Origin of the sequence: Pseudomonas ovata (assembly GCF_003131185.1) — a bacterium.
GTDB lineage: Bacteria > Pseudomonadota > Gammaproteobacteria > Pseudomonadales > Pseudomonadaceae > Aquipseudomonas > Aquipseudomonas ovata.
On record NZ_QFFU01000004.1, the window covers coordinates 12,252 to 34,031 of the forward strand.

Sequence of the window (21,780 nt, forward strand, 5' to 3'; positions counted from 1 at the left end):
CAACCGCATGACGACCTCGACACCTTTGCTCGACGAAAAGACCCTGCGCTGGATGCCCTGGGTGATTGCCATCGCCTTCTTCATGCAGAGCCTGGACGGCACCATCCTCAACACGGCGCTGCCGTCAATGGCCCACTCGCTGCAGGAAGACCCGCTGCGCATGCAGTCGGTGGTCATTGCCTACATGCTGACCATCGCGCTGCTGATCCCGGCCTCGGGCTGGATCGCCGACCGCTTCGGCATCAAGCGGATCTTCTTCAGCGCGATCCTGCTGTTCAGCCTGGGTTCGTTGTTGTGCGCGGTGTCCTGGTCGGTTGACATGCTGGTCGGGGCGCGGATCATCCAGGGGCTGGGCGGTGCGCTGATGCTGCCGATCGGCCGGCTGATCGTGCTGCGCGCCTACCCGCGCTCGGAGCTGGTACGGATCATGGGTTTCATCACCGTGCCCGGTCTGCTCGGCCCGCTGCTGGGGCCGACCCTGGGCGGCTGGATGGTCGAATACATGAGCTGGCACTGGATCTTCCTGCTCAATATCCCGGTGGGCATCCTCGGTTGCTATGCGGTGCATCGCTTTATCCCGGACCTGCCCGGTGGCGGGCGCACGCGCTTCGACAGCGTGGGCTTTTTGCTGTTTGGCGCCTCGATGCTGTTGATCACCATTGCCCTGGAGGGCCTGAGCGAACTGCACCTGTCGCCGTTTCGCGTGGTCCTGCTACTGTTCGCCGGCATGGGCTGCCTGGCGGCCTACTGGCTGCGCGCCGGCCACGTCGAGTCGCCGCTGTTTTCGCCCAGCCTGTTTCGCACCCGCACTTTTGCAGTGGGCATTCTGGGCAATCTGTTCTCACGCCTGGGCAGCGGCGCGCTGCCGTTTCTGGTGCCGTTGCTGCTGCAGGTGGCGCTGGGTTACTCGCCGTCCGAGGCGGGCATGAGCATGCTGCCACTGGCGGCGGCCGGCATGCTCGCCAAGGGCCTCGCGCGCTGGCTGATCGATGCGCTGGGCTATCGAGTGATCCTGACCGCCAATACCTTGCTGCTGGGCCTGTTACTGGCCAGCCTGGCACTGATCGATGCGCAGACGCCGTACTGGGTATTGCTGGTGCACCTGGCGCTGCTGGGCGCGGTGAACTCGTTGCAGTTCACGGCGATGAACACCGTGACCCTGATCGACCTCAGCGATGCCAGCGCCGCCAGCGGCAACAGCCTGTTGTCGGTGGTGGCGCAACTGGCCCTGAGCCTGGGCGTGGCGGCTGCGGCGGCCTTGCTGGGCGGGTTCAGCACCAATGCGGCGACCGGCGAAGCCAGCGATGTGCTGGGCGCCTTCCAGTTGACCTTCCTGAGTGTCGGGGTGATGTCGGTGCTGGCCGCGGGAATCTTTCTGCAGTTGCCGGGACGGGAACCGGCAAAGCCTGCGGAGCGGTAGGAGCGCGCTCTGCCCGCGACCGAGTGCGTTAGCGCTCGTAAAATTTCGGAAACGCCATAAATTTCTGAGTGTGAACACGTCCAAAATCTGCGAAACGCTGAAAATTTACGACTGCTAACGCAGCCGGTCGCGGGCAAGCGCGCTCCTACGGATGAATTAATATCCAATAAAATCAGCAGTCATCTTTTTGGCGAGGGTAGCCACAGCTGCGAATGACGCAAGCAGCGCCGCCATCCCCGGCTAAAGCCGGTCCTACACATCCATACGACCTGATACACTGCGCAGCATTTTGTCTTGCAGGTTCACCGTCGTGACACAAACCGCTTTCAACACCTTGCCCCTGTCCGCTGCCATGCTGGCCAACCTTGAGTCGCTGGGGTACGCCGAAATGACGCCGATCCAGGCGCAAGGCCTGCCGGTGATCCTCAAGGGCATGGACCTGATTGCCCAGGCCCAGACCGGTAGCGGCAAGACCGCCGCCTTCGGTATCGGCCTGCTCAACCCGATCAACCCGCGCTTCTTCGGCTGCCAGGCCCTGGTCATGTGCCCGACCCGCGAGCTGGCCGACCAGGTGGCCAAGGAAATCCGCCGCCTGGCCCGTGCCGAGGACAACATCAAGGTGCTGACCCTGTGCGGCGGCGTGCCGTTCGGCCCGCAGATCGGCTCGCTGGAACACGGCGCGCACATCATCGTCGGCACCCCAGGCCGCATCCAGCAACACCTGCGCAAAGGCTCGCTGGTGCTCGATGGTGTCAACACCCTGGTGCTCGACGAAGCCGACCGCATGCTCGACATGGGCTTTGTCGATGCCATCACCGACATCGTCAGCCAGACCCCCGAGCGGCGCCAGACCCTGCTGTTCTCGGCCACCTACCCGGCCGGCATCAAGCAACTGGCGGCCAAATTCATGCGTGACCCGCAGACAGTCAAGGTGCAGACCCTGCACGCCGACAGCCAGATCCAGCAGATTTTCTACGAAATCTCGCCCGAGCAGCGCCTCGATGCCGTGGTGCGCGTGCTCAATCACTTCCAGCCGGCCTCGGCCGTAGCGTTCTGCTTCACCAAGCAGCAGGTCCAGGAAGTGGTCGATCACCTGACCGCCAAGGGCATGTCGGCCGTGGCCCTGCATGGCGACCTGGAGCAGCGCGACCGCGACCAGGTGCTGGCGATGTTCGCCAACCGCAGCACCTCGGTGCTGGTGGCCACCGACGTGGCGGCCCGCGGCCTGGACATCGACGCCCTGGACATGGTGATCAACGTCGAACTGGCGCGTGATTCGGAAATCCATGTACACCGCGTAGGCCGTACCGGCCGCGCCGGTGAGAAAGGCGTGGCAATCAGCCTGGTGGCGCCGCCGGAAAGCGCCCGCGCCCGCGCCATCGAGTCGCTGCAGAAGGCCGCGCTGAACTGGCAGCCCTACGACGACCTGACCACCAAGGGTGGCGCCCGCCTGCAACCGGCCATGACCACGCTGTGCATTGCCTCGGGCCGCAAGGAAAAACTGCGCCCCGGCGATATCCTCGGTGCCCTGACCGGCGACGCCGGCATTCCGGGTGCGAAAGTGGGCAAGATCGCGATCTTCGACTTCCAGTCGTACGTGGCCGTGGAACACGCCATCGCCCAGCAGGCCCTGGATCGCCTGAGCAAGGGCAAGATCAAGGGCAAGTCGCTGCGCGTGCGGATTCTCTGACGCCCGGCTGGCTATCGAATTCCCCCTAGTAGGAGCGCGCTTGCCCGCGACCGAGTGCGCAGCGCTCGCAAAATCTCGGAAACGCTGAAAGTTCATGATCGATACTTTTGCGAAACGCTGAAAGTTCATGACTGATACTTTTGCGAAACGCTGAAAATTTACGAGCGCTAGCGCACTCGGTCGCGGGCAGAGCGCGCTCCTACACACCCCCCCATGGCCTCTGAGGATTCTGTTGTGCCTGTTACTGACGTTGTCATCATCGGCGCCGGCGCGGCCGGTTTGATGTGTGCGCTGACCGCTGCGGCGCGTGGTCGGCGGGTCATGGTCATCGACCATGCCAACAAGCCCGGCAAGAAGATCCTGATGTCCGGCGGCGGGCGTTGCAATTTCACCAACATGTACACGGAACCGGCCAATTTCCTGTCGCATAACCCGCATTTCTGCAAGTCGGCGCTGGCGCGCTACACGCAGTGGGATTTCATCGCGATGGTCGCCAAGCATGGCGTGCCTTATCACGAGAAAAAGCTCGGCCAGTTGTTCTGCGACAACAAGGCCAGCGACATCCTCGAGATGCTGCTGGAACACTGCCGTGACGCCGGCGCCAGCCTGCACATGGACACCTCGGTGCAGAACATCGACAGGATCGACAGCGGCTACCGCTTGCAGACCACGCTGGGAACGCTCGAGTGCACCTCGCTGGTGATCGCCAGCGGTGGCCTGTCGATTCCGACCCTGGGGGCGACCGGCTTCGGCTATCAGGTCGGCCAACAGTTCGGCCACACACTGCTGCCGACGCGCGCAGGCCTGGTGCCGTTCACCATCACCGACGCGCTCAAGGTGCTGTGCACCGAGCTGTCGGGCACCTCGGTCGATTGCCTGGTGAGCTGCAACGACAGCGCGTTCCGCGAAAACCTGTTGTTTACCCATCGCGGCCTGAGCGGGCCGGCGATGCTGCAGATCTCTTCGTTCTGGCAGCCGGGCGACACGCTGCACATCAACCTTTTGCCCGACCACGACGCGCACGAGTGGCTCAAGCAGCAACAGGCCGAGCGTCCCAACAGCGAACTGAAAACCCTGCTGGGCGAGTTGTTCACCAAGAAGATGGCGACCCTGCTGGCCGAGCACTGGTTCACGTCAAAGCCGCTCAAGCAGTACACCCATGCGGAACTGGCCACCCTCGCGGAGAAACTGGCCGACTGGCAGGTGGTGCCGGCCGGCACCGAAGGCTACCGCACCGCCGAAGTGACCCTGGGCGGCATCGACACCCGCGAGGTGTCGTCCAAGACCATGGAGTCGCTGAAGTCACCAGGGCTTTACTTCATCGGCGAAGTGCTGGATGTGACCGGCCACCTGGGCGGCTTCAACTTCCAGTGGGCCTGGGCATCGGGCTACGCGGCGGCGCAGTACGTGTGACATGACGCCGCAGCCGGCAATGCCTGGCGACGGCCGGAACATTTTTTGCTGATGCCGGTGTACAGCCCACGCGTAGGGCTGTACATATCCCTCTGCATGATCATTTGTGAAAAAGGCTGTCAGCGCATTCATGGCATCTAAATCCTTGCGTCACACGCTGCGTCGCTTATGGGCCCAGGACAAGTTCAGCTACAGCATCCGGGTGTTCATCGCCCTGACCGGCAGCATGGCCTTGTGTTGGTACCAGAACGAGATGGGCCTGCTGATCCCGCTGTTTCTGGGCATCATCGCTTGCGCCCTGGCCGAAACCGACGACAACTGGCAGGGCCGCCTCAATTCGCTGGCCGTGACGCTGGTGTGTTTCAGCGTGGCGGCGCTGGCGGTGGAATTGCTGTTTCCCTACCCCTGGATCTTTGCCATTGCCCTGGCCCTGGCAAGCTTTTGCCTGACCATGCTCGGTGCCTTGGGCGAGCGCTACGGCGCCATTGCCTATGCCACGCTGATCCTGTCGGTGTACACCATGATCGGCGTCGACCAGCGCGGCGGCGAGGTGCTGGACTTCTGGCATGAGCCGATGCTGCTGGTGGCCGGCGCTGCCTGGTACGGGCTGTTGTCGGTGCTGTGGCAGCTGCTGTTTTCCAACCAGCCGGTGCAGCAGGCCCTGGCGCGGCTGTTTCGTGAGTTGGGGCTGTACCTGAAGCTCAAGTCGAGCCTGTTCGAACCGATCCGTACCCTGGATATCGAGGCGCGACGCCTGGAACTGGCGCAACAGAACGGCAAAGTGGTGGCGGCGCTCAACGCCACCAAGGAGATCATCCTGCACCGGGTCGGCAGCGGCCGGCCGGGCTCGAAGGTCAGTCGCTACCTGAAGCTGTATTTCATCGCCCAGGACATTCACGAGCGCGCCAGCTCCTCGCACTACCCCTATAACTCGCTGACCGAAGCGTTCTTTCACAGCGACGTGCTGTTCCGCTGCCAGCGCCTGTTGCGCCAGCAAGGCTCGGCCTGCCAGGCGCTGTCCGAATCGATCCAGATGCGCCAGCCGTTCATCTACCACGCCAATTTTGCCGAGGCCATGGAAGACCTGCGGGCGTCGCTGGAGCACTTGCGCGTGCAGAGCAACCCGGCCTGGCGCAGCCTGTTGCGCTCGCTGCGGGCACTGGCGGCCAACCTGGAAACCCTCGACCGGCTGATCAAGGATGCCAGCAACCCCGACGCCCTGGCCGATGCCAGCGACAGCAGCCTGCTGGACCGCTCGCCGCGCACGTTCAAGGATGTCTGGAGCCGCCTGCGCCAGCACCTGACCCCGACCTCATTGCTGTTTCGCCATGCCCTGCGCCTGCCGCTGGCGCTGTCGATCGGCTATGCGATGGTGCACCTGATTCATCCCACCAATGGCTACTGGATCATCCTGACCACGGTATTTGTCTGCCAGCCCAGCTACGGGGCCACCCGGATCAAGCTCGGCCAGCGGATCATCGGCACGTCCATCGGCCTGGTGGCGGGTTGGGCACTGTTCGGCCTGGTGACCAGCCCGATCCTGCAGTCGATGTGTGCGGTGCTGGCGGGCGTGGTGTTCTTCGTCAACCGCACCACGCGCTACACGCTGTCGACGGCGGCGATCACGGTGATGGTGCTGTTCTGTTTCAATCAGGTCGGCGATGGCTACGGGCTGCTGCTGCCACGCCTGCTCGACACCCTGCTGGGCAGTCTGATCGCGGGCCTGGCGGTGTTTCTGTTCCTGCCCGACTGGCAGGGCCGGCGCCTGAACAAGGTGCTGGCCAATACCCTGGCGTGCAACAGCCTGTACCTGCGCCAGATCATGCAGCAGTACGCCAAGGGCAAGAGCGACGACCTCGCCTACCGGCTGGCCCGGCGCAATGCTCACAACGCCGACGCGGCGCTGTCGACCACGCTGGCCAACATGCTCAAGGAGCCCGGGCACTTTCGCAAGGAAGCCGATGTGGGCTTTCGCTTCCTGGTGCTGTCGCACACGCTGCTCAGCTACCTGTCGGGACTGGGCGCGCACCGCGATACGCTGTTGCCACCTGCGGTGCATGAACAATTGATCGACGGTGCCGGCGCGACGCTGGCGGCCAGCCTTGAAGACATCGCCCGCTGCCTGGCCGAGCGCCAGCCGGTGGCGGTGCAGAGCGATGCCGAGGAGGCCCTGGCCACAGAACTTGAACAGGTGCCCGACGAGCTGGAGGAAAGCCAGCGCCTGGTGCAGACCCAACTGGCCTTGATCTGCCGGCAACTGGCGCCCTTGCGCACGCTGGCGGCGCACTTGATCAAGCAGCCGGAGCCGGCTTGACGACGCCGGGATAAAAACGCAAGGGCCGGGTTGTTCTGAAGGGGTTGTTCCTGCTGGCCGTGGTGGTCTGTGAGAAGGGTTCCGGCCCTCTTGCGAAGACACACCACAAACCCCCCGCCAGGCCTGCGCCTCTAAAACCCATGCCGCTTGAACAGCGCTTCATAGCTGCCATCGGCGCGCATGGCGGCAATGGCGGCGTCGAAGCGCTCGACGATCAAGGCATGTTCGGGGTGCTTGAGGCTGACCAGGATACGCAGGTTGTTCTCACTCAAGGGGTTGGGCAGGAACTCGAGTGTATCGCGCACCTGCGGCTCTTCCAGGGCCAGTTGATGACGCGCCACCAGTTCGTCCTCAAGGGTCAGGTCGATGCGCCCTGCCGCCAGCATCCGGGCGGCCATGGAAAAATTCTGTACCGGCACCTTGCGCAGCCGGGTGTTGCTGTCGAAAGCCGGCGCATAGGCATAGCCGCGCACCACACCGATGCTGTACTGACGCAGCAACGACAGGCTCCAGTCCTCGATGGGCTCATCCTTGCGCTTGAGAAACAGAATCCGGTTGACCAGATAGCCCCCGGAGAATTGCCCGATCGTGGTGCGATCTTCGCTGTACCAGGCATTGATCAACACATCGTGGCGCCCCTCGGACAGGCCAAGCATCGCCCGCGCCCAGGGCAGTTGCTGGTACACCGTCACATAGCCGGCGCGGGCCAGCGCCGTGCTGACGATATCAGTGGCCAGGCCGCCATTGAGCAGCACCGAATCGGTGAATGGCGCCCAAGGGTCAGCCACCAGCCGCAAACGCTCTGCTGCATTGCCATGGGCCATCAGCAAGCATCCCATCATCCCTATGACCTGAATCCATCGCTGCATGCATACGTTCCTGATCTGGCCCGTTGCCCGGAATGCTTCCGATCAACTCATGGATACTCGACACAGCGTTCGGTCCACGCTCACCGATGCTACCAATACACTCAGCCGCATTGACAGACCAAGCGCACCTTGCGCCCTGCACGATGGCAGGCGAAACAGGGTTTTATTGGGAATACCGCCCGATGAGTTTAGAATCCGCTCAGGTTTCCCTCCGAGTCAGCGACATGTCTATCAAATGGATCTGCAAACACCATACCGACCTGAGCATCGAACAGCTTTACGCCGTTCTGCGCCTGCGGGCCGAGGTGTTCGTGGTCGAGCAGCAATGCGCGTATCTGGATATCGACGGACTGGATATGACCGGCGACACCTGCCACCTGATGGGCTGGCAGAACGAGCAACTGGTGGCCTACCTGCGCCTGCTGGACCCGATCCAGCAAGCGGGCGATGTGACCATCGGTCGGGTAGTGACGGCACCGTCGATCCGCAAGATGGGCCTGGGCCATGAACTGATGGTCCAGGCCCTGGAGCATGCCGAGCGCAAGTGGCCCGACCAGCCCATCTACCTGTCGGCCCAGGCGCACCTGCAAGGCTATTACAGTCGCTACGGCTTCGATCCGGTGGGCGAACTCTACCTGGAAGACAATATCCCGCACATCGGCATGCGCCGCGACCTGGAATGATTGCCTGCCGTGGTCATGGATAGGCCAGCACCTGCCTGATCTTCACCAGATTGCGCTCGATCCAGGCCTTGTCGATGGCGCCCCAGTCATGGATCCGGTAGTCACCGGCCTGGTTGCGCGCGCCCTCGCGCTGCTCGAATTCACACACGATGTCCAGGTCGGCCAGGGCGGCGATGGTGTCCTGCGCGGTGCGCCGTGGCATGCCGGTCACCTCGACCAGCGCCGGCACAGTGCCGGCCTGCCCGCTGTCAATCAGCCAGGCCACGTACAGGCGGCGGTAGAAGCTGCTTTTGGTCTTGCTGACGTCCATGGTTGATTCCTTTGTCTGAAGCGCCTTGCGATCCAGCCTGACCCTGGCCGATGGGCTGATTTCACGGGCCCGTCGCGGGCAGAGCCCCCTCCCACAAGCGCGTCGTTGCTGATCAGTCAGTGGTAGCGCTGCCCGGCAGGTCGCGCCAGGTCAGGTAGACGCGCAAGTCGAATTCCAGCTGGTGGTAGCCGGGCAGCATGTGCTCGCACAACTTGTAGAACGCCTTGTTATGGTCGCTTTCCTTGAAGTGCGCCAGTTCGTGGACCACGATCATGCTCAGGAACTCGGGCGCAGCCTCCTTGAACAGCGAAGCCACGCGAATCTCTTTCTTGGCCTTGAGCTTGCCGCCCTGCACCCGCGACACCGTGGTGTGCAGGCCCAGTGCGCGGTGGGTCAGGTCCAGGCGGTTGTCGAACAGCACCTTGTCGATCGGCGGGGCATTGCGCAGGTGGTCGTTTTTCAACCCCTGGGCAAAGGCATACAACGCTTTGTCGCTCTGGATGGCGTGGCGCTGCGGGTAGCGTTTTTGCAGGTAATCGCCCAGGCGACCCTGGGCAATCAGGTCACGGACCTGATCCTGCAGGGCGGGCGGATAGGCTTGCAGATACTTGAGCGCAAACGGGCTGGGCACGATCGGGGCACACACGAACCGGAAAGCGGCCAGTCTACACCACTCAAACCACCTTCAAACCCGGCCCGCACCATTGGCGCGGCATGCCGGTGGCCTGTTCGACACTCATGGGTGCCGCCACCAGCGGGCCCTGGATCAACTGGCAACCATTGGCGAGCAGCCACTGGTATTGCTCGAGACTGCTGACGCCATCGGCCATGACCTGCATGCCCAGGTTGCGTGCCAGCTCGATGATGCTGTGCGCCAGCGCCGCATCACGCGGCGAGTCGAGCAAGGTGGCAACGAAATGCCGGTCGATCTTCAACGTGTCGAGCTCAAGGGCACGCAGGTGCGCCAGCGAACAGTCGCCCACCCCGAAATCGTCCAGGGCCACGCGCACGCCAATGTCATGCAATTGGCGCAGCTGTTTGCGGCTATGGGCCAGGTTGTGCATCAACGAGCGTTCGCTGATCTCGACCTCGAGCTGCCCCGGACACAGGTCGTGAAGCGCCAGCACGTGCTGCAGCTCGCAGGCCAGGCTCGGCAGGCAGAACTGTGCGGAGCCAATGGCCACGCTGATGACCAGGTCGGCATCGAACACCGGGATCCAGGCCTGACGTTGCCGGGCGCCCTGATCGAACATCCAGCCGCCAAGCCGGTTGATCAACCGCGATTCTTCCAGCAACGGCATGAACAGCGCACGCGGTACATCGCCCACCACCGGGTGCTGCCAGTGCAGGATGGCCTCGAAACCGCGCAAGCGATTCTCGGCCAGGTTCACCTGCGGCTGGTAGATCACCGAGAACTGATGGTTGTCGATGGCACTGCGTACGCTGTCTTCGAGCATCAGCCGCGAACGCGCCCGACCGTTCATGTTCTGGTCATAGAAGCGGTATTGCTGGCGCCCGGCGCGCTTGGCCTCGTACATCGCAGTGTCGGCCACGCGCAGCAGCGCATCGAGGTCGGCGCCGCAGTGGGGATGGATGGCGATGCCGATGCTCACCCCCAGGGTGGCATCCACGCCATTGACATGTCGACGCACCGACACCCGCTCGATGATCTTTTCGGCGATCTTGGCGGCCTGCTCGGGATGCTCCAGCCCCTCGATCACCACGGCGAACTCGTCGCCCCCAATGCGCGCCAGCACATCGTAGGGGCGCATGCATTCGCGCAACTGCCCGGCCACCCAGAGCAGCACCTGGTCGCCGGCCTCATGACCCAGTGAATCGTTGACGTGCTTGAAGCCGTCCAGGTCCAGGTACAGCACCGCCAGGCACTTTTCACTGCGCAGGTTGCGCTGCAACAGGCTGGGCACCGCCTTGTGCAGGCCGCGCCGATTGAGCAGCCCGGTCAGCGCATCGGTCACGGCCTGCTGCTCCAGTTGCCGGTACAGGTCGCGCTCCACCGACATGTCGAGGATGCTCAGCACCATGGCTTTCTGTTCGGTGGGCAACGGTGCGCTGGAGAAGGTCACCGGCAACTGGCCACCGGTACGGGTGCGCAGGATGGCATCGTGCACCCGCCAGGTTTCGCCACGCCGGTACCACTCATGAAACCCCGACTCCAGCCAGTGAGCGGCCTGTGGCTGGCCGACATGATCGAGCAGGGCCGAGCCACACAACCGTTGCTCGGTGCTGTCGAGCAGGCGGCAGATGGCCGGGTTGGCAAAGCGCACGATGCCGGCCTCGTCGACCACCAGAATGCCCTCGGCGACATTCGACAGCACCGAGGCATTGAAGGCCCGCGCCGCGTCCAGCTCCTGGGTCAGCGTCTGCAAGGCACGGCGATTGCGCTGCTGCTCCAGCAGGGCCTGAACCTTGGGTTTGAGGATATTGGGATCGAAGGGCTTGAACAGGTAGTCGGTGGCGCCGCTGGCGTAGCCCTTGTGCACCGCTTCCTGGCTTTGCTCGTTGGCGGTCAGAAAGATGATCGGGGTCAGCCGGGTGCGCTGGCTGCCCCGCATCAGCCGCGCCACCTCGAAACCATCCATGCCCGGCATCTGTACGTCCAGCAGCACCAGGTCGACATCACGCTCAAGCAGCACGCTGAGCGCCTCAAACCCTGAGCTGGCCGTGACAATGCAACGGTCGGCACGCTGCAGAACCGCACACATCGTCACCAGGTTTTCGGGGTAATCGTCGACCACCAGAAGCACCGAAGCGCCATCACCTGGCTTGTCTTGCGCGCATTCCATGCCGTTTCTCTTGTAGTCGTGACAGGACGCGAGGGGTCTTGTCATCGGGATGCAACCAACTCTAGCCCTGCCTGAGAAAAAGGATAAGCACGCAGGCGCTTTGCCACCTTTAAAGTCGGTTCCAGCCGACTAACGGTAGGACACCGCCCATAAAAAATGGCCCGCGCGTCACAAGACGGGCGGGCCATTTTCATGCAGAGCTGTCAGGCAAGCATCAGCGCACAGCGTCCTTATAGGCCTTGTCGGCCAGCTCGAAGCGTTGCTGCATGCTCGCCGACGGCTTCTGGCCGATCAGGCTGAACACCACGATGGCCAGGGTTGCCAGGATGAAGCCCGGCACGATTTCGTACAGACCGAAGCTGGTGAACTGCTTCCACAGCACCACAGTCACGGCACCGACGATCACACCGGCCAGGGCGCCATTGCGGGTCATGCCCTTCCACAGCACCGAGATCAGCACCACCGGACCGAAGGCGGCGCCGAAGCCGGCCCAGGCGTAGCTCACCAGGCCCAGCACACGGTTGTTCGGGTTGGCGGCCAGGAAGATGGCGATGATTGCCACCAGCAGCACCATGGCACGACCGACCCACACCAGCTCGACCTGCGAGGCTCCCTTGCGCAGGTACGCCTTGTAGAAGTCTTCGGTCAGGGCACTGGAGCACACCAGCAACTGGCAGCTCAGGGTGCTCATGACCGCCGCCAGGATGGCCGACAGCAGGACACCGGCAATCCAGGGGTTGAACAGCAGCTTGGACAGCTCGATGAACACCCGCTCAGGGTTTTCGGTCACGGGACCGGCGAGATCCGGGTTGGCCGAGAAGTAGGCGATACCAAAGAAGCCCACGGCGCAGGTGCCGGCCAGGCACAGGATCATCCAGGTCATGGAGATGCGGCGCGCCTTGGCGATCGACTTGACCGAATCGGCGGCCATGAAGCGTGCCAGGATGTGCGGCTGGCCAAAGTAGCCCAGGCCCCAGGCCAGCAGCGAGATGATGCCGATGAAGGTGGTGTTCTTGAACATGTCGAAGCTGGTCGGATCCTTGGCCTCGATGGCCAGGAACGTGGTGTCGACACCGCCGGTGGCCAGCAGCACGATGATCGGCGTCAGGATCAGCGCGAAGATCATCAGCGTGGCCTGCACGGTATCGGTCCAGCTCACCGCCAGGAAGCCGCCCACGAAGGTGTAGGCGATGGTAGCAGCGGCGCCGGCCCACAGCGCGGTCTCGTAGGACATGCCGAAGGTGCTTTCGAACAGGCGTGCACCGGCCACGATGCCCGAGGCACAGTAGATGGTGAAGAAGATGAGGATCACGATGGCCGAGATGATGCGCAGCAGACCGCTGTTGTCTTCGAACCGGCTGGAGAAGTAGTCCGGCAGGGTCAGGGCATCACCGTTGTGCTCGGTCTGTACCCGCAGGCGACCGGCCACGAACAGCCAGTTGAGGTAGGCGCCGACGATCAGGCCGATTGCGATCCAGGTTTCCGACAGGCCTGACATGTAGATGGCGCCCGGCAGGCCCATCAACAGCCAGCCGCTCATATCCGAGGCACCGGCCGACAGGGCCGTGACGAAACTGCCCAGGCTGCGACCGCCCAGGATGTAATCGGAAAGGTTATTGGTCGAGCGATAGGCCATCAGGCCGATCAGCACCATTGCCGCGATATAGATCACGAAGGTGATCAGGGTGGGGTTCGTGAAACTCATGTGTTCTGCCTTGGCATTTGTTGTTATTCAACGCCCGGACGCTCAAGCCCGGTCGACCACTGAAATGCAGCCTGTTGCTTGCTCATGTCCGGGCGCTACGCTGACTGAAGACCCTCGCAAGCAGCCTTCGTCGTTAAGGTTGCACCGACGCCCGGCATCCTATTAAACATTCTGAACAAGGTGCAACCATTTTTACCCGGCGAGTTGCACCGACCATCGACCCGCTCACAACCCTGGCAAAAAGCCCGTTTTCCGGGCACCAAACAGGCATTTGACAGCTAATCGCACCAAAATCAGGCACTTAGCACAAATCGGCTTCGGCTGTTGGATCGCGAGTGTAAAGTTTCGATGAAAATGGGTTGCACTAGGTTGCACCCGGCTGGACGCAGGGATAATCTGCGCACACAGCCAAATGCCACATTCACCGTGGCGACAAAGAGGACAAGACATGGCCACCACCACTCTGGGCGTGAAACTCGACGACCCGACCCGCGAGCGATTGAAAGCAGCCGCACAAACGATTGACCGTACCCCGCACTGGGTCATCAAGCAGGCGATCTTCAATTACCTCGAGAAGCTCGAGAGTGGTGCAACCCTGCCGGAGCTCAATGGCCAGGACAAGGAAGGCGACGACCGTGGCGAACTGCCGGTCGATGCCAGCCACCAGAACTTCCTGGAATTTGCCGAGAGCATCCTGCCGCAATCAGTGCTGCGCGCGGCCATTACCTCGGCCTACCGTCGCCCGGAACAGGAAGTGGTGCCCATGCTGCTGGAGCAGGCGCGCCTGCCGGCTCCCATGGCCGATGCCACTCACAAGCTGGCCGCCTCGATTGCCGACAAGCTGCGCCACCAGAAGAGTGCCGGCGGTCGTGCAGGTATCGTCCAGGGCCTGTTGCAGGAGTTCTCGCTGTCGTCGCAGGAAGGCGTGGCCTTGATGTGCCTGGCAGAAGCGCTGCTGCGCATCCCGGACAAAGGCACCCGCGATGCCTTGATTCGCGACAAGATCAGCACCGGCAACTGGCACCCGCACCTGGGAAACAGTCCGTCGCTGTTCGTCAACGCCGCGACCTGGGGCCTGCTGCTGACCGGCAAGCTGGTCTCGACCCATAACGAAACCGGCCTGACCTCCTCGCTCAGCCGCATCATCGGCAAGAGCGGCGAGCCGATGATCCGCAAGGGCGTCGACATGGCCATGCGCCTGATGGGCGAGCAGTTCGTCACCGGCGAAACCATCGGCGAAGCGCTGGCCAACGCCAGCAAGTTCGAAAGCAAGGGCTTCCGCTACTCGTACGACATGCTCGGCGAAGCGGCCCTGACCGAACACGACGCACAGAAATACCTGGCCTCCTACGAGCAGGCGATCCACTCGATCGGCAAGGCATCGCACGGCCGTGGCATCTATGAAGGCCCGGGCATCTCGATCAAGCTCTCGGCCCTGCACCCGCGCTACAGCCGCTCGCAGTACGAGCGCGTGATGGAAGAACTCTACCCGCGCCTGCTGTCGCTGACCCTGCTGGCCAAGCAATACGACATCGGCCTGAACATCGACGCCGAGGAAGCGGACCGCCTGGAGCTGTCGCTGGACCTGCTCGAGCGCCTGTGCTTCGAACCGCAACTGGCCGGCTGGAACGGCATCGGCTTTGTGATCCAGGCCTACCAGAAGCGCTGCCCGTACGTGATCGACTACGTGATCGACCTGGCTCGCCGCAGCCGTCACCGCCTGATGATCCGCCTGGTGAAAGGCGCCTACTGGGACAGCGAGATCAAGCGCGCCCAGCTCGACGGCCTGGAAGGCTACCCGGTCTACACCCGCAAGGTGTACACCGACGTGTCCTACATTGCCTGCGCCCGCAAGCTGCTGGCGGCCCCGGAAGTCATCTACCCGCAGTTCGCCACCCACAACGCCCACACCCTGTCGGCGATCTACCACATCGCCGGGCAGAACTATTACCCCGGCCAGTACGAATTCCAGTGCCTGCACGGCATGGGCGAACCGTTGTACGAGCAGGTCGTGGGCAAGGTGGCCGATGGCAAGCTGAACCGTCCGTGCCGCGTCTATGCCCCGGTCGGCACCCATGAAACCCTGCTGGCCTACCTGGTACGCCGACTGCTGGAGAACGGCGCCAACACCTCGTTCGTCAACCGCATCGCCGACCAGTCGATCTCGATCCAGGAGCTGGTGGCTGATCCGGTCAGCAGCATCGAGCGCATGGCCACCCAGGAAGGCAGCTGCGGCTTGCCGCACCCGCGCATTCCACTGCCGCGCGACCTGTATGGCCGCGAACGCGCCAACTCCAGCGGCATCGACATGGCCAACGAACACCGCCTGGCATCGTTGTCCTCGGCCTTGCTGGCCAGCGCCAACCATGACTGGAAAGCCGTACCGTTGCTCGGTTGCCCGAGCAGCCAGGAAACCCCGGTGGCCGTGCTCAACCCGTCCGATCACCGTGACGTGGTCGGCCATGTGCAGGAAGCCACTGTCGCCGACGTCAACAATGCCATCCAGTGCGCCATGAGCGCCGGCCCCATCTGGCAGGCCACGCCGCCGGCCGAGCGCGCCGCGATCCTGGAGCGTGCCGCCGACCTGATGGAAGGCGAGATCCAGCCGCTGATGGGCCTGCTGGTCCGCGAAGCCGGCAAGACCTACCTCAACGCCATCGCCGAAGTGCGCGAGGCGGTGGACTTCCTGCGTTACTACGCCGTGCAGGCCCGCACCGAATTCAACAACGACGCCCATCGTCCGCTGGGGCCGGTGGTGTGCATCAGCCCGTGGAACTTCCCGCTGGCGATTTTCAGCGGCCAGGTGGCCGCAGCCCTCGCCGCCGGCAACCCGGTGCTGGCCAAGCCGGCCGAGCAGACGCCGCTGATCGCCGCCCAGGCCGTGCGCCTGCTGCTCGAAGCCGGTATTCCTGAAGGCGTGGTGCAACTGCTGCCGGGCCGTGGCGAAACCGTCGGTGCCGGGCTGGTGGGTGACGAGCGCGTCAAAGGCGTGATGTTCACCGGTTCCACCGAAGTGGCGCGCCTGCTGCAACGCAATGTCGCCGGGCGCCTGGACACCCAGGGCCGGCCAATCCCGCTGATCGCCGAAACCGGCGGCCAGAACGCCATGATCGTCGACTCCTCGGCGCTGACCGAGCAAGTGGTCATCGACGTGGTGTCCTCGGCCTTCGACAGCGCCGGCCAGCGTTGCTCGGCCCTGCGCGTGCTGTGCCTGCAGGAAGACTCGGCTGACCGCGTGATCGAAATGCTCAAGGGCGCCATGGCCGAAAGCCGCCTGGGTAACCCGGAGCGCCTGAACGTGGACATTGGCCCGGTGATCGACGCCGAGGCCAAGGCCGGTATCGAGAAACATATCCAGGCCATGCGCGACAAAGGCCGCAGCGTGTACCAGATGGCGATGGCCGACACCCCGGAAATCAAGCGTGGCACCTTCGTGATGCCGACCCTGATCGAGCTGGAAAGCTTCGACGAACTGCAACGCGAGATCTTCGGCCCGGTGCTGCACGTGGTGCGCTATGCCCGCAAGGACCTGGATGCGCTGATCGACCAGATCAACGCCTCCGGCTACGGCCTGACCCTGGGCGTGCACACCCGTATCGACGAGACCATCGCCAAGGTCATCGACAAGGCCCATGCCGGCAACCTGTACGTCAACCGCAACATCGTCGGTGCCGTGGTCGGCGTGCAGCCGTTCGGTGGCGAAGGCCTGTCGGGCACCGGCCCGAAAGCCGGTGGCCCGCTGTACCTGTACCGCCTGCTGAGCACCCGTCCGCAGGATGCCATCGCCCAGTCGTTCAGCGCCGCCGATGCCCGCCAGGCGCCGGACACGCGCCTGCGCGATGCCCTGCTGCAACCGTTGCAGGCCTTCAAGGCCTGGGCAGCCAGCCAGCAACGCACCGAGCTGGTGACGCTGTGCGAGCAGTTTGCCGCCCAGTCGCAAAGCGGCATCAGCCGGATGCTGGCCGGCCCGACCGGTGAGCGCAACAGCTACACCATCCTGCCGCGCGATCAGGTGCTGTGCCTGGCCGACGACGAGGGTGACCTGCTGGCGCAACTGGCCGCTGTACTGGCCGTGGGCAGCCGTGCGGTGTGGGTCGACAACGATTCCACCCGTGCCCTGCGCAACCGCCTGCCACGCGACCTCCAGGCGCGCCTGCAACTGGTGGCCGACTGGAGTCGCGACGAGGTGGCGTTTGATGCGGTCCTGCACCATGGCGACAGCGACCAGCTGCGCGGCGTGTGCGAGCAGGTGGCCCAACGGGGCGGCGCGATCGTTGGTGTCCATGGCCTGCCGTACAGCGACACCGGCATTGCCCTGGAGCGCCTGGTGATCGAGCGGGCCTTGAGCGTCAATACCGCAGCGGCCGGCGGTAACGCCAGCCTGATGAGCATCGGCTGACCTGACCGGTTGCCGGTTTCAGCGTAAATAAAAAGGCGGAGCGCGCAAGCGCTCCGCCTTTTTTGTCGGGCTCAGGCCAGAAAGCGGTATAACGCCAAGGAAATCGAGCGGTCGCCACTGGCATAGGCGCTCAAGATAATCTTGTCGCCCTCCTCACCGGGCTGAACGAGCAAGCCCCCAATGTGCTCGTCAATCCTCCCCACAGCGACCTGCCCGCCCTGGCCAAACTGTGGATCCAGTCGACCGTCCGGCAGGTATCGACGCAAGGTATACGAGTCATCCTGCGAATCCACGAGCAGCACCTTGCCATCATGCTGTACACCGATATGGGCTTGCTGCGCCTGAATAATGACAGGTTCACCCTGATTGAAACCTTTATCGATCTCACCGCTGCTTGTCAGGCACAGGAAAAAGCCACGCATGACACCTTGACCGGGGTCACGGACATACCCTGTCAGCCAAAGCCGTCCCTTGTCATGGAAGACACGACTGAAGACTGTGGACGGATAGCCAGACACGCTATAAGGAAACCGGCCCTGACTGGCAAAGGTTTCTTTCAACTCACCGGTGTCTGCATCAAGACAGTACAGCCAAGCGCCAGAGCCAGCATCGTCAGTGACGTCCATTGCCAGGATCACATCGTGCTCCGCCGGGCGCACAGTCATATCCCTCAACTGCAAAGACTGCGTACCCTCTCCCAGAATGAGTGTGCCGTCCTGCGCGAAGCCGTTGTCCGGATGACCTTCAGACCGAAGGCGCATCAACAGAACCCTGCCGTACCGTGCTGATTCCAGATAAGAACAGGCGATCCATGCGTTGAGACGCCCTTGAACGGCCACAACGCCATTTCCATCGACCGAGACATTCTCGCGTGTAAGCGGGCGTTCTCTGACCTGACCTTCTGCCGTGCGATACAGCAAGATGACCCGGTCACTCGGCACAGCGGTGAGAATACAGTCCTCCCCAGTCTGCGAGCCCACATCAATGCCACCAATGCCGTTTGTTACAGGCAAGGACAGCCAATAGCCTGAATCATCAAAAGAGGTATCCAGTACTCCGTCAGCAGTGAATCTTCCGACAGTCACATATCGGGTGCCAGCCCCGATCTTCTCGCTGGTGCCGACACCCAGAATCCGGTGCTGGTGATCCAGGCTGAATTTACGAAACCTCATACTGGAGCGACCCTCACCCAACTCCAGCCGCCCCCCTTGCCCAAAACCCGGGTCCAGGTCGCCTGCTTTCAGATTTTCCATATCATCCTCCCTGGATGTGAATGGCTCGCACGCAATCACAAGACGCCGCCCGCGCCAATCAACATTGCGTTCAAAAACGTGTTCAAACATGTCTACCCATCTTCATGGTGCAAACCACGCGTGGTTACCCGCAACTGGCAGAACTGCGAGGTTTCACGATGCCGGTAATGGGCTGCTTCCCTGCACGGCGGTTGATGGCAGCGGGAAAAACCGCTCGACCAGCTTCTGGCCCTCAGCCCCCAGCCGCGCCGCATACTGCTCGCGGCTGAACGGCTCGCCGGTGCGCATTTCATAGACCTTGCTGCCGGCCGGTGGCAGCGGCACTTCCTTGATCCGCACCCGGATAAATTTGTAATGGGTGCCAGCGACTTCGCGGATGTCCTGCACCTCGAAATAGTGCCCTGGCGCAAACAGCGACTCGGCCTCCTCCTCTTCCCTGGAGAACAGGGCGATCGGTGTGGCGCCCAGGTATTGCTCGGCCAGCATTTCGAAGACGATCGAGGTCTCATCGAAGCTGATCGGCCCGCTGAAGCCATAGGACGGTGCGCCGGCCTGGCTGCTGGCAAAGGACCGGGCCACGTACGGGTTCTCGCTGAACGAGGCAAAATCGGTATTGACCAGCACATCGCCGGCCTTGATGACGCCTGCGCGAAAGGTCATGCCTGACGTGCCCCGGGCCCCACTGCCACCGCGGTACAGGGTGGCGTGGTTGTCATAGCCGATGGCCTGCAGGTCGTCGGCCAGTTCCTCGATCATTTCCACCTGATTGGTGATCCCGGCCTTGCCGGTGCGCAGGAACTGGTTGAATTCTTCCTCGCGCTCCGAATACCGCGTCACCCGCCCGCCGACATAGTGATCGTGGTCGACCTTGAACACACGGTATTCATCGCCCCAGGCATCGCGCAGCACCTGATCACCTTCACTGTCGACGCTCAGCTCATCCTCGGCCGCCAACTGATGCACACTGACAACCGCCTTTTGCCGCGCCAGTGCCAGATCCGACAACCGGTCCTCTTCGTCGGCATTGAACTGCATGTAGGTGTCCCAGAACGTCGAACGAATGGTCGGGTAGACCGGCGCTTCAGGCGGGCTGCCTGCCAGCGCGCTGGGCCCCGCTTCGTTCATCGGGCTGCCACCGCTGAGCTGCAGGGCCGGCAGCGCTTCCCATTCGTCATGGGCATTGAGGCGCACGGCGCGGGCACCCTCAAAGGCGAACGGGTTCAGCGGGTCGACGATCAGCCAGGTGTTGAGCGCCTGGCTGTAGCGCACCCGCTGCGGCGTATTGCCCAGCCTGATCCAGGTTTCACCGGTTTCGCTGCGCGTGATGCCTTGCATCGGGGCCTGGCCGGCCAGTTGCGCCTCACGGTTGAGGTTCTGTAGCGCGATCCATTCGGGGCCGGCGACATCCGGGCCTGACAGGGCACCTGCCGCAGCGGACGCCGAAGCACGCAGGGCAGGCAGTGCGTCCACCAGCAAAGGCAGGTTGAACAGCACGAAGATCGAATTGAGGATCGCACCGATCACCCCGGCCTTGCGCTGCCGGGCCGTGCTGCCGTTGATGGCCAGGTCGATGTTCAGGCCGACATTGGCCAGGCCCGCCCCCACCAGCGTCAAGGCCAGCGGCCAGGCCACCACGGCGCTCGGGCCGAAGACCCGCATGAAGGCATTGAGGTAGCCGATCCACATCTGCTTGCGCAGGCTGGCATTGGAGGTCAGCGCATCGGCCACGGCCTGCATCTGGTGCCGGGCCTGTTCGCGCAGATGCTCGAAGACATCGCCAACGATGACCCGCTCATGCGTGTTGAGCAACCGCAAGGCAACAGCCTCGACGCGGTTGTGGTCGGCGTCGAGCGGCTGCTGGCCGATCTGGTCGAGCAGCGCGCCAAAGGCCTCGGCATGGTCTTGCCAGGCCTGTGGCGAACTCAGAAACAGGGTCTCGAAATGCCGGCGCAAGGCCGGTTGGCTGATGCAATGCTGTACCCACTCGTACAGGTCGCGCTCGGTCTCGCAGACCTGAAAGGCCGGGTCCTGCCCCGGCAAGTAGAGGATTTGCCGCCCGCGGACATCGACCATGCGGATGATCTGGCTGGCCTCATGGCCGCCAATGTCGAAGCTGCGCACGCTGACCTCACCCTGTACAGGCAGCGCCAGGCTGTGCGTGTGGTTGCCAGGCGACAGCGCAGGCTCACGGGCAACGGCCCGCACAAGTGCGCGCCCGTCGACAACGGACAACTGCCCACGGCGCACCGCCAGGGCGGCAGCAGACAGAAAGCGGGCCCGGGCCAGCTCGCAGAACGTAGCCCCATGGCGGACCCAGAAGGCGTCGACTCGCCGGCGAAAGTCGCTGGCAAAATCCAGCGCCCAGAGCTGCTGCAGGACCTGGCCGGGCAGCAGGGCCACTTCGTTGTGCTCATCGAACGCGCCGCGGTGTTGCGGGCCGTCGGTATAAAAACCGCCGTACACCTGCAGATCGTCCGGGCCGTCCTGGTCCTGGGCATTGAAACGGCGCATCACCAGTTCGACCAGCGTCATCGACTCGACCGGCGCGCCGCTATGCTGCCAGCCCGTGAACGTGAGCGGGCTGCTCGACGCTGTAGCAAAGCGGTGCCACCAGACCCGGTCCGGGTCGAGCACCTTGCCGGTGTGCTGCTTGATCACCTGGCGGGCGGCAGCCCACGCCAGCCCGTGAACATCCGGGTAGTCCTGCATGAAACGCTGCGCCTTTTGCTTGAAACGCGCCTGTTCGGAGACATACCGGGTCTGCTCGGGGCCGGCCAGAAATTCGTGGAGTTGCGACATGATCAGGTTCCTTGGAGTGAGAAACCCGGCACCTGATCAGATCGCCCGGTGGGTGCGGCGTTAATTATTTAGCCCGTGACGAGATTGATGGCCAGACAGTCGTTTTCGGACCGTCCCGACA

At 63.3% G+C, this 21,780-nt stretch carries 13 protein-coding genes; 6 read left to right on the top strand and 7 right to left on the bottom strand.

Annotation, left to right across the window (positions count from 1 at the left end; all coding sequences use genetic code 11):
* Positions 1-7: 7 nt before the first annotated feature.
* The 4 genes from mdtD (at position 8) to yccS (ending at position 6,837) form a co-directional block, all read left to right on the top strand.
* The gene (mdtD, locus tag DGA31_RS07110) at positions 8-1,420 is read left to right on the top strand and encodes a multidrug transporter subunit MdtD (protein WP_056841380.1); all 1,413 of its coding nucleotides are present in this window, start codon (positions 8-10) and stop codon (positions 1,418-1,420) included.
* A gap of 310 nt (positions 1,421-1,730) precedes the next feature.
* Entirely contained in the window at positions 1,731-3,110 is a 1,380-nt protein-coding gene (gene dbpA, locus DGA31_RS07115) for an ATP-dependent RNA helicase DbpA (protein ID WP_109512064.1), read from the top strand.
* 234 nt (positions 3,111-3,344) lie between these two features.
* On the top strand, positions 3,345-4,523 hold the full coding sequence (locus DGA31_RS07120; protein ID WP_109512065.1) for a BaiN/RdsA family NAD(P)/FAD-dependent oxidoreductase: 1,179 nt from the start codon (positions 3,345-3,347) through the stop codon (positions 4,521-4,523).
* Between the two features lie 130 nt (positions 4,524-4,653).
* Positions 4,654-6,837: a YccS family putative transporter gene (yccS, locus tag DGA31_RS07125; RefSeq protein WP_109512228.1), complete on the top strand. Its 2,184-nt coding sequence runs from the start codon at positions 4,654-4,656 to the stop codon at positions 6,835-6,837.
* A 131-nt stretch (positions 6,838-6,968) separates the two neighbouring features.
* Here yccS and DGA31_RS07130 read toward each other — a convergent pair whose 3' ends face one another.
* Entirely contained in the window at positions 6,969-7,706 is a 738-nt protein-coding gene (locus DGA31_RS07130; RefSeq protein WP_109512066.1) for a substrate-binding periplasmic protein, read from the bottom strand.
* A 224-nt stretch (positions 7,707-7,930) separates the two neighbouring features.
* On the opposite strand from DGA31_RS07130, the gene DGA31_RS07135 reads away from it, so the two are divergent.
* Complete coding sequence (locus DGA31_RS07135; RefSeq protein WP_056841376.1) at positions 7,931-8,389, top strand: GNAT family N-acetyltransferase; 459 nt, start codon at positions 7,931-7,933, stop codon at positions 8,387-8,389.
* Between the two features lie 13 nt (positions 8,390-8,402).
* Here DGA31_RS07135 and DGA31_RS07140 read toward each other — a convergent pair whose 3' ends face one another.
* From DGA31_RS07140 to putP, 4 genes are all read right to left on the bottom strand, one after another.
* Positions 8,403-8,699 carry a winged helix-turn-helix domain-containing protein gene (locus tag DGA31_RS07140; protein WP_109512067.1) on the bottom strand — a complete coding sequence of 99 codons (297 nt, stop codon included), beginning with the start codon at positions 8,697-8,699 and terminating at the stop codon, positions 8,403-8,405.
* Between the two features lie 112 nt (positions 8,700-8,811).
* Positions 8,812-9,330, bottom strand: coding sequence for a M48 metallopeptidase family protein (locus tag DGA31_RS07145; RefSeq protein WP_109512229.1), 519 nt, complete (start codon positions 9,328-9,330; stop codon positions 8,812-8,814).
* A gap of 43 nt (positions 9,331-9,373) precedes the next feature.
* Complete coding sequence (locus DGA31_RS07150; protein WP_109512068.1) at positions 9,374-11,503, bottom strand: two-component system response regulator; 2,130 nt, start codon at positions 11,501-11,503, stop codon at positions 9,374-9,376.
* Between the two features lie 214 nt (positions 11,504-11,717).
* Positions 11,718-13,208, bottom strand: a complete 1,491-nt coding sequence (gene putP, locus DGA31_RS07155; RefSeq protein ID WP_109512069.1) for a sodium/proline symporter PutP — start codon at positions 13,206-13,208, stop codon at positions 11,718-11,720.
* A gap of 448 nt (positions 13,209-13,656) precedes the next feature.
* On the opposite strand from putP, the gene putA reads away from it, so the two are divergent.
* Positions 13,657-17,607 carry a trifunctional transcriptional regulator/proline dehydrogenase/L-glutamate gamma-semialdehyde dehydrogenase gene (gene putA, locus DGA31_RS07160; protein ID WP_056841372.1) on the top strand — a complete coding sequence of 1,317 codons (3,951 nt, stop codon included), beginning with the start codon at positions 13,657-13,659 and terminating at the stop codon, positions 17,605-17,607.
* Positions 17,608-17,678: 71 nt separating this feature from the next.
* On the opposite strand, the gene DGA31_RS07165 is transcribed toward putA, so the two are convergent.
* On the bottom strand, positions 17,679-18,950 hold the full coding sequence (locus DGA31_RS07165) for an NHL repeat-containing protein (protein ID WP_109512070.1): 1,272 nt from the start codon (positions 18,948-18,950) through the stop codon (positions 17,679-17,681).
* A gap of 63 nt (positions 18,951-19,013) precedes the next feature.
* Positions 19,014-21,659 carry a dermonecrotic toxin domain-containing protein gene (locus DGA31_RS07170; protein WP_109512071.1) on the bottom strand — a complete coding sequence of 882 codons (2,646 nt, stop codon included), beginning with the start codon at positions 21,657-21,659 and terminating at the stop codon, positions 19,014-19,016.
* Between the last annotated feature and the right edge of the window lie 121 nt (positions 21,660-21,780).